The sequence below is a fragment of the Maribacter forsetii DSM 18668 genome, from assembly GCF_000744105.1.
GTDB lineage: Bacteria > Bacteroidota > Bacteroidia > Flavobacteriales > Flavobacteriaceae > Maribacter > Maribacter forsetii.
The window spans coordinates 1,233,272-1,248,155 of sequence record NZ_JQLH01000001.1 but is presented as its reverse complement, the minus strand read 5'-3'; the positions used below and the strand labels follow the sequence as shown (position 1 = coordinate 1,248,155).

The window sequence follows — 14,884 nt, the reverse complement described above, 5'->3', positions numbered from 1 at the left end:
AAAATTGTAACCATCAAGATAGATGGTTTAAACTTGGGAAATGCCACAATTTCCTGATAATAATTAATAATGACCATAAATTGCAACGGTAAACTTATATCACTAGACCAGCCTAAGGTAATGGGCATTTTAAACGTTACTCCAGATTCTTTTTTTGATGGCGGAAAATACAAGGACGAATCTAGTATTCTACATCAGGTTGAAAAAATGCTTAATGAAGGTGCCACCTTTATTGATATTGGTGCCTATAGCTCTAGACCCGGAGCTTTAGAGGTAGATGAAGCAACCGAATTACAGCGAATTACACCCATTGTCAGTTTAATTCTAGAAAAATTCCCTGATACTGTGCTTTCCATTGACACTTTTAGAAGTAGCGTTGCTAAAGCATGCATAGAAAAAGGTGCTGCCATTGTCAATGATATTTCTGCGGGGTTACAGGATGAGAATATGTTATCCACAGTTGCAAAATTGAATGCACCTTACATAATGATGCATATGCGTGGCACACCACAAAACATGCAAAAACAAACAGATTATGAAGATATTCTAAAAGAAATCCTGTACTTCTTTTCAAAAAGATTATTTGCAGCAAAAGCATTAGGAATAAAGGATATTATTATAGATCCAGGTTTTGGTTTTGCAAAGAACATAGCACAAAACTATAAGCTTTTAAATCAAATGGAAGTCATGAATATCATTGAACACCCAATATTAGCCGGCATAAGTAGAAAATCCATGATTTACAAGACTTTAGATACTACTGCAGACCAGGCATTAAACGGATCAACGGCTCTACATATGATATGCTTACAAAAAGGTGCTAAAATACTACGCGTGCATGATGTTAAAGAGGCTATGGAATGTATAAAACTTCATGAACAATTAAATGCCTAAGTTTATATGAATTTCTTGTCAACTAATTTCTTAATTTTACTAAAACGGTACTGATTGGATTTTTTAAATTTTATTGACTTTAAGATTACGGATGTTCTTGACATCATTTTTGTCGCCGTACTTCTTTACTACATCTACAAACTAGTTAGAGGGTCTGTTGCCATCAATATTTTTATTGGGATTGTTATAGTTTGGGCTTTTTGGAAATTGACCGAATTATTAGACATGCAAATGATCAGCAGTATGGTCGGTGCATTTATGCAAGTCGGACTTATTGCATTGATCATAGTTTTTCAGCAAGAGATCAGGAAATTTCTTTTAATGATAGGCTCTACCAATTTTGCCAATAAAAGAAATTTTGTAAAGCATTTCAAATTTTTAAAACAAGAAGGTTTATCTACCGATACCGATGTAGATGCTATACTAAAAGCCTGCGAAAAGATGGCGAGCAGTAAAACGGGAGCTATTTTGGTTATTGAAAGAAACAACTCCCTAGATTTCATTAAGAGTACGGGAGACCGTATGAATATTGAGATCAATCAACCAATTTTAGAAAGTATCTTTTATAAAAACAGCACATTACATGATGGAGCTGCTGTTATCGTTGGGAATTACATAGTTGCTACCAGGGTAATTTTACCTGTATCCAATGAGCGTAATATTCCGCTTCGTTTTGGCTTACGACATAGAGCAGCTGTGGGTATCAGTGAAAAAACCGATGCAATAAGCATTGTGGTTAGTGAGGAAACCGGGCTTATCTCTTACATTAAGAATGGAGAATTTGTGCTGTATGACTCCATTACACAATTAGGGAATATGATCAAACAAGATTTGGTGTAATGAATTGTAAGAACTGCCAAAGCAACTTAAGAACGGATTTTAGTTATTGTCCTGATTGTGGTGCTAAGGTAATACGGAACAGACTTACAGTGAAGAATCTGATTAATGATGCCACTGAACGATTTTTCAATGTTGACAATACCTTTCTCATAACTTTCAAACACCTTTTCACGAAACCAGATGAAGTTATTGGTGGCTACATTAACGGTGTTAGAAGGAAATACTTAAATCCAATAAGCTACCTCACCATAGCAATTACTTTTGGAGGACTTTTTGTTTATGTCTGTACAGAGTTCTTCCCCAATGCTTTAGATTTTGATTTTAGATATGAAAATTCTTCGTCTTTAACCGAAGCCGAAAAATTTGGACAAGATTTTCAGAAAAAATGGAATACATACCTATTCAAATACCAAAGTCTCTTTTACATAGCTATGCTTCCATTTTTAGCATTTATTTCTAGACTTGTATTTATCAATAAAAAACAATTTAACCTTAGCGAACATTTTGTTATAAACATCTATGCTTACTCTCATTTATCCATAATTATCAACACCGTTTATATGTTGGTTTTATGGAATTCCAAATTGCTTTACTACGTTTCCATGGTCAATGTGGTATTTCAAATTGGCTTCTTCACATGGGTATTTTACAAACTTTTTAATTTGACCATTAAGCAGACCATATTAAAACTTTTACTCTTTCTTGTTTTATTCGCTGCGGTTTGTTTTTTGCTATTTATAATTGGGATGGTCTATTTAGCCCTTTTCACCGACACTTTTCAGAAAATAGCATCATAATTAAGCAACCTCCTCAGCTAAGAACTGAGCTTCGTAAAGATTACTATAGTAACCACCTTTTTTAAGCAACTGTTTATGTGTACCGGTTTCTACGATGTTACCGGCATCCATTACAATAATCTTATCTGCTTTTTTAATCGTAGCCAAACGGTGGGCAATTACAATAGAAGTTCTGCCTTGGGTAATTTTATCTGTAGCTAATTGTATTAACTGTTCAGAATAAGTATCGACAGAAGATGTCGCCTCGTCTAAAATTAAAATACTAGGGTTACTAACATATGCTCTAAGAAAAGCAATCAATTGTCGTTGACCGCTTGAAAGCATAGTACCTCTTTCTTTTACATTGTAATGATAACCACCAGGTAGACTAGAAATAAACTCGTCAACACCAATAGCTTTTGCTGCATTCTCAATATCTTCAACTGTGATATTAGGGTCTTTAAGAGAAATATTATTGGCGATGGTATCGGCAAACAAAAATACATCTTGCAACACTACGGCAATATGCGATCGTAAAGAAGCTAAATCATAATCTTTTATATCCACACCATCAACGGAGATAGCACCGGAATTAATTTCATAAAACCTATTCAACAAATTAATGATGGTACTTTTTCCTGCACCTGTTGCACCAACAATAGCAACGGTATCCCCTGCTTTTACATCAAAAGAAATTCCGTGTAAAACCTCTTCATCCTCTAAATATCCAAAATGTACATTATTAAAACTGATATCACCATTTACGGTTTTCTTTTCATAAGAACCTACATCTTGTATATGACTATCGGTATCTAAAATTTTAAACACTCTATTTGCTGCAACCATACCCATTTGTAGGGTATTGAATTTATCTGCAATTTGACGAAGCGGTCTAAAAAGCAAATCTATTAACATGATAAATGCGAAAATAGTACCTGCTATATCCGTAGAAATATTGGCAACATTTTGCAAACCTCCATACCATACAATTAACCCCACCGTAATAGAAGAAACAATTTCTGCGATAGGAAAGAAAATAGAGTTATACCATACCGTTTTCAACCAAGCCTTTTTATGCTTTTCATTTATTTCCCTAAACTTGTCACTCTCAATTTTTTCCCGGGTAAATAGTTGAACTATTTTCATACCCGTTATACGTTCCTGAACAAAGGAATTTAGATTAGAAACCTCTGCCCTAACCTCTGTAAAAGCGACTTTCATGGCTTTTTGAAACCACCTTGTAGCATATACGATTATAGGTAATAATGCAAAAACGATAAGGGAAAGCTTCCAGTTGATAAAAAGCATTACCATTGCAGCAACCACCATTTTCAGCAAGTCCGCTACAATAACAAAAAATCCTTGACTAAAGATTTCACCAATTCGTTGCATATCGGCAACAGCCCTGGTCACCAAAACCCCTAAAGACGAATTATCAAAATACGTCATTTTAAAAGAGAGCATCTTTTTGAACAAGTTGATGCGTACATCTCGTATAACGGATTCTCCCAACCAATTGGCGTAGTAGTTAAAAGCCAGCTGACATATTACTTGGCCAAGTAACACTCCCAACATCGCAATAGTTAAATAAAGAAGCATCTCATCATTACTGCCCTTAATAGCCTTATCTATGATTTCTTTTACGATCAAAGGTGTAAGAATGGCAAAACCGGATAATGATATAGCAGCCAAAGCAACGCCATAAAAAGTGATTTTGTACGGTTTTGTGTAGGCGAGTAAGCGTTTAAAAAGACGAGTGTCAAATGCTTTGCCAGAATCCTTATCCATTCTTTAAAATAGTATTGGGGTAAACAATAGAGGTCAAATATAGTCCTTTTGCAGGAACAGAAACACCTGCTTTTGTTCTATCCTTGCTTTTTAATATGGTATTAACATAGTCTGCCGGGTATTTACCTAATCCCACATTAATTAAGGTTCCCACAATGGCTCTCACCATGTTTCTAAGAAATCTATCTGCAGTAATTTTAAAAACAAGTTTGTCGTCTACCAACTTCCAATGTGCTTCCCGTAAATCACATATATTAGTAAAAACATCTGTATTGGATTTTGAAAAACATTCAAAATCTTTTTTACCTAACAACAATGCTGCTGCGGTATTCATCTGTTCAATATCTAAATCTTTCTTTACAAAATGAGCCAGATCAGTAGCAAACGGATTCTTCTTTTTATCAATATGATATTCATAGGTTCTAGCCGTAGCATGAAAACGGGCATGTGCATCTTCTTTTACCTCAAATATGCGATCAACAGCAATATCATTAGGTAAGAAAGAATTTAATCTAAAAACGTATTCTTTAATATTTTCTAAGGTATCAACATCAAAGTGAGCATACATTTCTTTGGCATGAACACCCGTATCCGTACGACCGGCACCCATGAGCGAAACCTTAGAATTTAAAAGCTTAGACATACCATTCTCTAGTACTTCTTGTACGGTTATGGCATTTGGCTGATTCTGCCAACCATGATATGCTTTACCGAAGTATGAAAATTGAATGAAGAATCTCAAAAGGATGTGCTAGTTTTGTATCGCACAAAGGTATTAAAAAGGATACGTTTTAACATTGATTAGATTAAGCTGTAATTCTAAACTTTAGAATATCAATTCTAAGTAATTATTTAACTATAAAATTCAATCTTTATATCCCCCATAACTAAAAATAAATATGACCAAAATACTCTTACTTTCCGACACTCATTCACATATAGACGATGCTATTTTAAAGCATGTTAAATGGGCAGATGAAGTATGGCACGCTGGCGATATTGGCTCTTTAAAAGTTACCGATGCCATTGCAAAACTAAAGCCTCTAAAAGGTGTGCATGGTAATATTGATGATCATATCATTCAAAAAGAATTCCCGGAAAATAACAGATTTTTCTGCGAAGGAGTAGATGTTTTAATCACCCATATTGGTGGATACCCACCTAAATATAATATTAGAACAAGAGATATTATAAAGGAAAATCCGCCAAAATTGTTTATTTGCGGTCACTCACATATTTTAAAAGTAATGATGGACAAAAAATTAGGCGTTTTACATATGAATCCTGGAGCATGTGGAAAACATGGTTTTCATCAAGTACGCACCATGTTACGTTTTGTAATAGAAGGTGACAACATTAAAGACTTAGAGGTTATAGAATTGGGCAAAAGATAAAATACAGGATTTTGTTATTTAACCAAATCCTGTATCTAGCTAATTAATATTCAAATGAAACTCCCAAAGAAATTGTACCACCATCGTAGACATTTTTTCTATCTACAAACAAACCCGAATAGTCAGAGTACTGTGCAACCAAATTAAAATGGTCGGTAATCTTATACATTGAAGTAATACCGTAGTTTGTAAAAGTAGTACCCTCTCCAAATAAGAAAGAACCACTTTGTACATTATTTTCAGAAGATAAACGTTCTTGAATTTTCAATTTTCCAATAAGATACAGCTTATTAAAGAACAAATGTCCTAACTCAACCCCGGCTTGAAATTGGTTACTGAATCCTTCAGTTCTAAAATTTACACTTGAAAATGCCGATGCATATGTTTTACCATTTTTAAAACCATGAGATGCGGCCAAGGTTGTCCAGATATTAAATTCACCATCAGAAACAGGTAAATTTATTTCATCAAATTGACCAAAGGCATTAGGCTCATTAGATCTCGCAAAGTTGGTACCATCATTAGTAGGTATATCCAATGCCACTTGTAAAGACAAAGGAAAACTTTTAAGAAGTTTATACTTAACTCCCAATTGCACATTACCAACACCCGCAACAGTTTCTGTAGTGCTAAAACTATTTAAACGAACAATAGGTAAATCTACGATTGCTGTAAACCTATCTGATATACCGTATTCACCATAAAGCAAAAGTCCGCTTGTTCTAAAATCACTACCTTGATCAGCCAATCTGCCCTCGGTAGTATAATAATTATTAGAAGAAAAATACGATGCCGACGCTTGAAGGTAAAATCCTTTTGCCTCCCTCGTCCATCCACTTTGTGCCTTTAGACCAACAGTAAGCAAGCAAAAGCAAATACCTAAGAAGATTTTTATTTTTTTCATAATTCTGTTATTTCAAATTATAGGTCTGCAACATTGAAAACCCATAAAAAAAAGCCTTTGGGAGACATAGAAAAACAGAATCATGTGTCTCTATTCCCAAAGGCGGTAATACATTATATTAGTTTAAAGCAACATTACCAAATGGTATGTTAGCAGTAGCACACCAAAGTATAATGTGCGTATATTTAGCATCTGGGGTAGCATCTAGCTTAATGAACATTTCACCATTGTCAGCCACGTTACCAATTAACATTAAATCTGGATTTCCGTTTGCAGGATCTGGGGAGAAAACTTCTGAAGTAGACAAAAAGATACCTACAGTACCTGTACCCAATTCAGTAGTAAAATCATCTGCAAAACGAACAAAGTTTGTACTTTCTGAATCTACACCTACCTCTACTAGTCCTTGCGTAGGCGTACCACTTTCAGCAACTAGATTACCACTTAGGGTCACCATTAAATCACCAACCGGCAATGACGAATCCACTTCTACTGTTTCGGTTTCAACTACTGTTTCAGTAACTGTTACTACTTCACCATCATCATCTGAACAACTGATAAAAAAAGTAGTCATAACACTAGCTAACAATACAAGAGTAAATTTTCTGTTTTTCATAATTTTAACTTTTAAAATGTTTAGTTTAAAACAGGTAACTAACGACTATCGTTAGCCTTGCTGTTTCTTGGGACAAACATAGAAATGGGGTATCACGAAGAATTCAAGAAAAAGTAAACAGTTTATCACATTAGGAAGAAAAGCTGCAATAGTTTTGTGATATTTAAAGAAGATACATTGGTTAAATGGAAAAATCAAGGCATAAAAAAACCCGGAAACTACCCCGGGTTTTAACGCACTAATACTACTAAGATTATAGGCTTAACGCAAGCGATCAACAGATTTTACAAGATCTTCATCCTTCTTTATAGCTCTATTTGCAAGAACCAAAAAAATGATAGAAAATACTGGAATCAGCATCCCAATACCCTTCTCAGAGACCAAGATCTCTCCGGATAAGTTTAGTGATCGGTAAACGAAAAATCCTAATAAAAAAACATTCAATATCATGTTCAGCCTGTTAATGACAAACTGAGATTTTCTATTTTTAAATTGTACTATAGCCCAAACAGCTAGAACAGTACTTGCGTAAAAGGAAATAGAAATAAGCATTTCATTATTTGCAAATACCTCAACACCATCAATATCTATCCATAGGTTAAAGAAGAACGGTAGAACACCCGTAAGTATTGCTACAACTATCAAATAAAGGCTTTGTATTCTTTGAATCATATATCAATTACCAGTTTACGATGCAAAAATACATGTCTTTTCAAAAAATATACCCCTTTTATTCAAAATAATTTGTAATATTGCTACGTTATCACGTCATAACACCTACCACTAAGGAAATTATCTCCTTAAGATTATCCAAATAAAATAGTTACTTCTTACAATACAAACTACTTATAATTTATTCTACTACTTAATGTTTGAGATTTCAGATTTAAAATCAAAAAAGCTACCTGAGCTTCAGGAAATTGCTAAAGGACTAAAGGTTCCTAAATTCAAGACCTTAAAAAAACTAGATTTAGTTTATCAGATTTTGGACGTACAAGCAGCGAATCCGAAAGTTGCCGCTGCTATAGTTCCTGCTGCAACAGAAGAGGCTAGCAAACCTGCCGAAACAAAACCAAAACCTAAGCCTAGACCTAGACCACGTGTTGCTCAAAACACGAATAAAGAGGTTAAAGCACCAGTAAAACCAGCTCAGGAAAAAACTACTCCTGAAAAAGTTGCTCCGGTAAAGAAAGAGAATAATACGGAAAGTGTTTCTAAAGAACCTGTAGAACAAAAAAGGCCAAGACCAAGGCCAAAGGCTGCAAACCAGCCCAATAAAAAGAATTCTAATCAGAATAACAATCATAATAAAAAACCTAATCCTAGATCCAATCACGACAAAAGTAATTTTGACAAAGATTTAAAGAATAGGTACAAGGAACCAGAGTATGAGTTTGACTCCATTATTGCTAGTGAAGGCGTATTGGACATCATGCAAGACGGCTACGGATTCTTACGTTCTTCTGATTATAACTATCTATCATCACCAGATGATATTTATGTTTCTCAATCGCAAATTCGTCTTTTCGGTTTAAAGACTGGAGATACCGTATTAGGTAACGTAAGACCACCAAAAGAAGGTGAAAAATATTTTCCTCTTATTAAGGTGAATAAAATTAACGGTATAGACCCTCAGATTGTTCGTGATCGCGTATCATTTGAACATTTAACCCCGTTATTCCCTCAAGAAAAATTTAATCTGGCAGAACGCCAAAGCACCATATCTACTCGTATAATTGATTTGTTCTCGCCTATTGGTAAAGGACAAAGAGGTATGATCGTATCGCAACCAAAGTCTGGTAAAACCATGCTTTTGAAAGATATTGCGAACGGTATAGCGGCAAATCATCCTGAAGTATATCAAATTATATTACTAATTGATGAACGACCTGAAGAGGTAACCGATATGCAGCGTAATGTACGTGGTGAAGTTGTAGCTTCTACCTTCGACAAAGAACCAACAGAGCATGTACGTGTAGCAAACATCGTTTTAGAAAAAGCGAAGCGTTTAGTTGAATGTGGTCATGATGTGGTAATTCTTCTAGATTCTATAACACGTTTAGCAAGAGCATACAATACGGTTCAACCAGCATCTGGTAAAGTATTAAGTGGTGGTGTTGATGCGAATGCCCTACACAAGCCAAAAAGATTCTTTGGTGCTGCCCGTAATATAGAAGGTGGCGGATCATTATCTATTATTGCTACAGCTTTAACAGAGACAGGATCTAAAATGGATGAAGTTATCTTTGAAGAATTTAAAGGTACAGGTAACATGGAGCTTCAGTTAGATCGTAAGATTGCTAACAGAAGAATTTTCCCTGCAATTGACCTTACTTCTTCCAGCACACGTAGAGATGACATGTTATTAGACGAAAACACCTTACAACGCATGTGGATTATGCGTAAGTACCTTGCAGATATGAACCCGGTAGAAGCTATGGAGTTTATAGAGCAACGTTTTAAACAAACTAAGAATAACGAAGAGTTTTTGATGACAATGAATCAATAGAACTTTTTCAACTATTATAAAAAAATCCCGATTTCTTCTAGAAATCGGGATTTTTTCTTTTACACTCTTTTCTTATTGATATACAAGCTTTTGCAATGCCTCTATTATATTTTTAATATCTTTATTGTTCAACAAAAGAACTCTCCCCAGTCTTTTAGCAATTTTCTTTATTAACCAATAATAAATTTCAGAAAATGAAAAGACAATTTAACCTCATCAGTAAGATTTTATGTGCATTCACCTTTTTAGCCTATATAGGTTGTAATGAACAAACCAGCGAAAAACCTAAGGACCCCGTTCAAGGAGACAAAAAAACAGTAAAACCGCCAAATGAAATCATAGCCATTTCAGATGCTAAAAGTATGTACGAATCATACGAAAAAAGAAGAGTGCCTTTAATTCAACAGTACGAAGATTCAATAAATACGGAAAAAGGCATCAAAAAAGAATTTGATGTGGGTAGGTTTGTTTATTACGATTACAAAACAATTAAGCAATACTTAGCTTATATAGAACAAGAAGCCAAAGATGCAAATGTAGAAATCTCTACGTTAAGACTTTACTACTCCAATTACCCTGATGAAGAAGTTTTCCCAAATTCTAAGACTACTATTAAACACCCCAGACAGAATAGTTTAATGCTATCACCCACATATAACGATGGCGAACGCGATTTTCTATTTTACATAGCCCAAGGTCCTGAAGGCAAACAAGCAGTACCTTTGAACAATAGTTTTGAACCCATAAAGGGATATGGATATATTAACGATACCAATACTAAAGCATACGCATCATTTGCACCAAATTTAAACAGCGCTAATGTTGCACCAGCTGTTTTACAAGGAAAAGAAAGTCTAACACTAAATAGAGGTACCGGTGTGCCCCCACCAAAAAATCAATAAGGGCTCAACAAAAAAATAGACTATTAAGCTATGCTGCAGTATATTCTAGATAATTATTTCATCTTACTCTATTTTATAGCGCTGGTTTTATCCGTTATCAAGTATAGGCTGTACTATGACACGGTTTTAAAGTATTTGCCAATTATTCTAGGCTATGTTCTAATGTCTGAAATACTAGGTGCGATCGTAAGGGACATCGATGATATACAATTGGTTTACATACCAGAATACTACAATTACAACACTATAATTTTCAATATTTTCGACATCGTATTTTACCTATACTTTTTTTATGTTTTTTATCAATTATCCGATAAAACTCGAAATAAAATTATTATCAAATACGGAAGTATTGTTTTCTTGATTTCTTGTTTAGTGAATCTATTTTTTCAAGATTTCTATACCGAACCTCAAAACTATGCAATTATAGTTGGAGCCATTGTATTAATATTTGCTTGTTTAACTTATCTATATAAGATATTTACAGAAGAGCAAAAATTTGTTCCCAGAAAAAACCTTCTCTTTTGGATCAGTTTAGGCTTATTGTTTTTCTACACATATTACCCAATCTCTATGTATATCTTATCATTTAATTATGACCTATATAGTACGTATAACATTACAAAATATCACTATGTATGCATATCGGTTTTATATAGCTGTTTTATTATTGGTTTCACATCAATGAGACGATTACGGCTACCAATAAAACAAACAGAATAAATATTCTCGTAATAAAAAAAGCCTTCCAAATTGGAAGGCTTTAAAATATTATAATAGCAAAAATTTACAATGCAGCAACGTGCTTTGCCAATTTACTTTTTAAGTTGGCAGCTTTGTTATCATGTATAATATTACGTTTAGCTAAACGATCGATCATACTAACAACACTTGGAAAAAGAGCCTCTGCATCTTTCTTAGATTCTTCTGCACGCAATCTTTTGATAGCATTACGTGTAGTTTTATGCTGATATCTGTTACGTAAACGAACTGCTTCGTTTCTTCTAATTCTCTTTAATGCCGACTTGTGATTTGCCATTTTATTCTTTGTTATAATATTTTCGGATTCTCATCCATTTAATTTTGTAGTCCGTAGGGGAATCGAACCCCTGTTACCAGGATGAAAACCTGGCGTCCTAACCCCTAGACGAACGGACCATTATGTCAATACTTGGAAATACATCCAACGGTTTAATTAGTAGTCCGTAGGGGAATCGAACCCCTGTTACCAGGATGAAAACCTGGCGTCCTAACCCCTAGACGAACGGACCATACTTTGCGCAATTGCGGATGCAAAAATACAAATATTTTTCACTATCGCAACACCTCTTTATTATTTTTTAAAAAAATTAATACGCTTTAGCAAATAACACCCTTTTATTAGACGGTTTACCCGTCACCATACAAGTGCCTTCTTCTTCCTTTGCATCTATGGGAATGCAACGTATAGTTGCCTTTGTCTCATTTTTAACTCGTTCTTCGGTTTCTTTACTACCGTCCCAATGTGCAGAAATAAATCCGCCTTTTTCTTTTAAAACTTTTTTAAATTCATCATAAGAATCTACCTCAGTGATATGATTAGTTCTATAATCAAGTGCTTTTTGGTACATATTCTTCTGAATATTTTCCATTAAAAATTCAATTTTAGCCACTACATCTGTCGCCGCAACAGTCTCTTTTTGCAAAGTATCCCTTCTTGCCAGTTCATATGTGCCATTTTCAAGGTCTCTAGGACCAATAGCCAACCTTACCGGAACACCGCGTAATTCGTACTCATTGAACTTAAAACCGGGCTTGTGGGTATCTCTATTATCGAATTTTACAGAAATACCTTTAGCTCTTAATTCTTTAACTAAAGGGTTAACTGTTTCCGAAATTTTATCCAGTTGATCTAATCCTTTATAAATAGGTACAATGACCACTTGTATAGGTGCTAGTTTTGGCGGAATCACTAAACCGTTATCATCACTGTGCGTCATGATCAACGCCCCCATTAATCTTGTTGACACTCCCCAAGAAGTTGCCCAAACATATTCTTTACTACCTTCTTTAGTTGCAAATTTTACATCAAAAGCTTTTGCAAAATTCTGTCCTAAAAAGTGAGAGGTACCAGCTTGCAACGCCTTACCATCTTGCATTAATGCTTCAATACAATAGGTTTCAATAGCACCTGCAAAACGTTCGCTTTCCGTTTTAGTACCTTTTATTACCGGTACTGCCATATGGTTTTCTGCAAAATCGGCATAAACGTTCATCATTTGTTCCGCCTCTTCAATTGCTTCCTTTTCGGTAGCATGTGCCGTATGGCCTTCTTGCCATAAAAACTCTGCCGTTCTCAAGAACAATCTTGTACGCATTTCCCAACGAACAACATTTGCCCATTGATTAATAAGTAGCGGTAAATCTCTATAAGATTGAATCCATTTCTTATAAGTATCCCAAATGATGGTTTCAGAAGTAGGTCTTACAATAAGCTCCTCCTCTAATTTAGCATCTGGATCAACTATAATTCCGCTTCCATCTTCTGCATTTTTTAATCTGTAATGTGTAACCACAGCGCACTCTTTGGCAAAACCTTCCACATGGCTTGCCTCTTTACTCAAATAGGATTTTGGTATAAACAAAGGAAAATAGGCATTTTCATGACCAGTTTCTTTAAACATCTTATCTAAACCAGCTTGCATTTTTTCCCAAATACCGTAACCATATGGTTTTATAACCATACAACCTCTTACACCAGAGTTTTCGGCTAAATCTGCCTTAACTACCAATTCGTTATACCACTTGGAATAATCTTCGCTTCTCTTCGTCAACTTTTTACTCATTATCTGGACTTTGGCACAAAATTTGTGATTATTGCTATGTAATAATTGGGTAAAACTAGTTATTTTTAATATGTTCAACAATATAATTTTGATCCGATGATATATTCACTACCCCACAACAAACTTCGCAACATTACAATGTTGGTGACCCTAGCTGCTTTTGTAGCATCTTGCGGTTCTTATCAACAATCATCTTACTATGGTAATGATGGTATTTATTCTGATGATACCTCAACCACTGTAGAAAGAAGACCAGAACAAAGAAATTACACTCAGAATAATCCTGAATCTGACACCTACACCAACTATTTTGGTGAAAAAGCTGATGAATATGGTGAAATATTAGGTGATGAAATATTCACAGATGTAGATTCTTATTCCAGCAACAATCTAGATGCGGAAATACAAGATGACCAATTAACAGATTATTACGCTAATGCAAACGACTATGAAGGCTATGGTAGTTGGGGTAGCAATAATGCTGATGTAAGCATCTATATTCATAATAATGGCTGGAACAATTGGGGTTATGGCAATCTTTATGGATGGGGCTGGAACAATATTGGTTATGCAGGTTTCTACGGTGCCGGATGGGGTCAGCCTTGGGGTTGGAACAGATGGAATAGATGGAACAACTGGGGTTATGGCGGATTTGGATTTGGCTGGAACAACTGGGGATACGGATGGAACAGACCTTTTTACGGTAATAATTTTGGATATGCATATGGTTACGGTTATGGCAACAGATACTATAGTCGCAACAATAGATACTCCAATAGACGTTACGCAGTAAACAATTCTAGAAGAGGAAATTACACCAGGCAAACATCTAATAATAGTGGACTTTCCGCAACAGCAGCAAGAGGTCGGTCTAATGTGAGTACTAGAGGTAATTCATCTAGATACAGAACTACGACCGGTAGATCTACTACAGCTAGAAGCTCTGCCAATACACGTAGTTCAAGAACTTATTCAGGTAGTTCTACAGCAAGAAGAACCGTAGGGGTAGATCAAAACAGAGCCTATAGAACAAGTAGAAGTACAAGAGCAACGCCTAGATATAGCAGTAGTTCTTCTAGAAATTATAGCAGCAGGTACAGTAGTAGCCCTAGAACATCTAGTTCTAGAACAGCAAGATCTAGTAGCAGGGTTGCAGTACCAAGAACCTCTACATACCGAAATTCAGGTAGCAGCTCTAGAAGTTATTCTTCTGGCAGAAGCTCTAGTGGATCAAGTAGCAGATCTTACCGTAGTTCTGGAAGTAGCTCTAGAAGTAGTAACTACAGCTCGGGCAGAAGCAGTTCTAGCGGTAGTTCTTACAGAAGTTCTGGAAGCAGCTCTAGAAGTTCTAGTAGCGGGTCTTCATCTAGGTCTTCCGGTTCATCTAGAAGCAGTAGCAGCAGAAGAAACTAAAAATCGAACATTTATCAAACTTG

At 35.2% G+C, this 14,884-nt stretch carries 14 protein-coding genes and 2 tRNA genes; 7 read left to right on the top strand and 9 right to left on the bottom strand.

Annotation, left to right across the window (positions count from 1 at the left end):
- Positions 1–69 precede the first annotated feature (69 nt).
- From folP to P177_RS05275, 3 genes are read left to right on the top strand one after another with little or no spacing between them, the layout of a single operon-like run.
- Positions 70–894, top strand: a complete 825-nt coding sequence (gene folP, locus P177_RS05285; protein ID WP_036152589.1) for a dihydropteroate synthase — start codon at positions 70–72, stop codon at positions 892–894.
- A 54-nt stretch (positions 895–948) separates the two neighbouring features.
- Complete coding sequence (locus P177_RS05280) at positions 949–1,734, top strand: diadenylate cyclase (RefSeq protein ID WP_036152587.1); 786 nt, start codon at positions 949–951, stop codon at positions 1,732–1,734.
- Positions 1,734–2,531: a DUF3667 domain-containing protein gene (locus tag P177_RS05275; protein WP_036152585.1), complete on the top strand. Its 798-nt coding sequence runs from the start codon at positions 1,734–1,736 to the stop codon at positions 2,529–2,531. The genes P177_RS05280 and P177_RS05275 overlap by 1 nt, the downstream gene beginning before the upstream one ends.
- Here P177_RS05275 and P177_RS05270 read toward each other — a convergent pair whose 3' ends face one another.
- Entirely contained in the window at positions 2,532–4,298 is a 1,767-nt protein-coding gene (locus P177_RS05270) for an ABC transporter ATP-binding protein (RefSeq protein ID WP_036152583.1), read from the bottom strand.
- Positions 4,291–5,040, bottom strand: coding sequence for a tRNA pseudouridine(38-40) synthase TruA (gene truA, locus P177_RS05265; protein WP_036152581.1), 750 nt, complete (start codon positions 5,038–5,040; stop codon positions 4,291–4,293). The genes P177_RS05270 and truA overlap by 8 nt, the downstream gene beginning before the upstream one ends.
- 157 nt (positions 5,041–5,197) lie before the next feature.
- Between truA and P177_RS05260 the strand changes: the two genes are divergently transcribed.
- Complete coding sequence (locus P177_RS05260; RefSeq protein WP_036152576.1) at positions 5,198–5,692, top strand: metallophosphoesterase family protein; 495 nt, start codon at positions 5,198–5,200, stop codon at positions 5,690–5,692.
- Between the two features lie 43 nt (positions 5,693–5,735).
- Here the strand turns inward: P177_RS05260 and P177_RS05255 are convergent, their stop codons facing one another.
- The 3 genes from P177_RS05255 to P177_RS05245 all read right to left on the bottom strand — a co-directional run bounded on the left by P177_RS05255 (position 5,736) and on the right by P177_RS05245 (position 7,884).
- The gene (locus tag P177_RS05255; protein ID WP_036152573.1) at positions 5,736–6,596 is read right to left on the bottom strand and encodes a hypothetical protein; all 861 of its coding nucleotides are present in this window, start codon (positions 6,594–6,596) and stop codon (positions 5,736–5,738) included.
- 118 nt (positions 6,597–6,714) lie between these two features.
- Complete coding sequence (locus P177_RS05250; RefSeq protein WP_036152570.1) at positions 6,715–7,212, bottom strand: DM13 domain-containing protein; 498 nt, start codon at positions 7,210–7,212, stop codon at positions 6,715–6,717.
- A 261-nt stretch (positions 7,213–7,473) separates the two neighbouring features.
- Complete coding sequence (locus P177_RS05245) at positions 7,474–7,884, bottom strand: DUF4293 domain-containing protein (protein WP_036152568.1); 411 nt, start codon at positions 7,882–7,884, stop codon at positions 7,474–7,476.
- Between the two features lie 196 nt (positions 7,885–8,080).
- On the opposite strand from P177_RS05245, the gene rho reads away from it, so the two are divergent.
- Together rho and P177_RS05235 are read left to right on the top strand one after the other, a co-directional pair.
- Positions 8,081–9,721 carry a transcription termination factor Rho gene (gene rho, locus P177_RS05240; protein ID WP_036152566.1) on the top strand — a complete coding sequence of 547 codons (1,641 nt, stop codon included), beginning with the start codon at positions 8,081–8,083 and terminating at the stop codon, positions 9,719–9,721.
- Between the two features lie 194 nt (positions 9,722–9,915).
- Complete coding sequence (locus P177_RS05235; protein ID WP_036152564.1) at positions 9,916–10,623, top strand: hypothetical protein; 708 nt, start codon at positions 9,916–9,918, stop codon at positions 10,621–10,623.
- A 787-nt stretch (positions 10,624–11,410) separates the two neighbouring features.
- On the opposite strand, the gene rpsT is transcribed toward P177_RS05235, so the two are convergent.
- The 4 genes from rpsT to proS all read right to left on the bottom strand — a co-directional run bounded on the left by rpsT (position 11,411) and on the right by proS (position 13,448).
- Positions 11,411–11,662, bottom strand: coding sequence for a 30S ribosomal protein S20 (gene rpsT / locus P177_RS05230; RefSeq protein ID WP_036152561.1), 252 nt, complete (start codon positions 11,660–11,662; stop codon positions 11,411–11,413).
- Positions 11,663–11,709: 47 nt separating this feature from the next.
- Positions 11,710–11,781: transfer RNA gene (locus tag P177_RS05225), tRNA-Glu, on the bottom strand.
- Positions 11,782–11,822: 41 nt separating this feature from the next.
- Positions 11,823–11,894, bottom strand: a tRNA-Glu gene (locus P177_RS05220).
- A gap of 78 nt (positions 11,895–11,972) precedes the next feature.
- Positions 11,973–13,448: a proline--tRNA ligase gene (gene proS, locus P177_RS05215; protein ID WP_036152560.1), complete on the bottom strand. Its 1,476-nt coding sequence runs from the start codon at positions 13,446–13,448 to the stop codon at positions 11,973–11,975.
- A 138-nt stretch (positions 13,449–13,586) separates the two neighbouring features.
- Between proS and P177_RS05210 the strand changes: the two genes are divergently transcribed.
- The gene (locus tag P177_RS05210; protein ID WP_051941724.1) at positions 13,587–14,861 is read left to right on the top strand and encodes a hypothetical protein; all 1,275 of its coding nucleotides are present in this window, start codon (positions 13,587–13,589) and stop codon (positions 14,859–14,861) included.
- The last annotated feature ends 23 nt before the right edge of the window (positions 14,862–14,884 follow it).

Excerpts from the sequence above, each read along its gene's own strand:
- proS (WP_036152560.1), bottom strand. The coding sequence starts at position 13,448 with ATGAGTAAAAAGTTGACGAAGAGAAGCGAAGATTATTCCAAGTGGTAT.
- P177_RS05255 (WP_036152573.1), bottom strand. The coding sequence starts at position 6,596 with ATGAAAAAAATAAAAATCTTCTTAGGTATTTGCTTTTGCTTGCTTACT.
- rho (WP_036152566.1), top strand. The coding sequence starts at position 8,081 with ATGTTTGAGATTTCAGATTTAAAATCAAAAAAGCTACCTGAGCTTCAG.
- P177_RS05245 (WP_036152568.1), bottom strand. The coding sequence starts at position 7,884 with ATGATTCAAAGAATACAAAGCCTTTATTTGATAGTTGTAGCAATACTT.
- rpsT (WP_036152561.1), bottom strand. The coding sequence starts at position 11,662 with ATGGCAAATCACAAGTCGGCATTAAAGAGAATTAGAAGAAACGAAGCA.
- P177_RS05275 (WP_036152585.1), top strand. The coding sequence starts at position 1,734 with ATGAATTGTAAGAACTGCCAAAGCAACTTAAGAACGGATTTTAGTTAT.
- P177_RS05260 (WP_036152576.1), top strand. The coding sequence starts at position 5,198 with ATGACCAAAATACTCTTACTTTCCGACACTCATTCACATATAGACGAT.
- P177_RS05250 (WP_036152570.1), bottom strand. The coding sequence starts at position 7,212 with ATGAAAAACAGAAAATTTACTCTTGTATTGTTAGCTAGTGTTATGACT.
- folP (WP_036152589.1), top strand. The coding sequence starts at position 70 with ATGACCATAAATTGCAACGGTAAACTTATATCACTAGACCAGCCTAAG.
- P177_RS05270 (WP_036152583.1), bottom strand. The coding sequence starts at position 4,298 with ATGGATAAGGATTCTGGCAAAGCATTTGACACTCGTCTTTTTAAACGC.
- P177_RS05210 (WP_051941724.1), top strand. The coding sequence starts at position 13,587 with ATGTTGGTGACCCTAGCTGCTTTTGTAGCATCTTGCGGTTCTTATCAA.
- P177_RS05235 (WP_036152564.1), top strand. The coding sequence starts at position 9,916 with ATGAAAAGACAATTTAACCTCATCAGTAAGATTTTATGTGCATTCACC.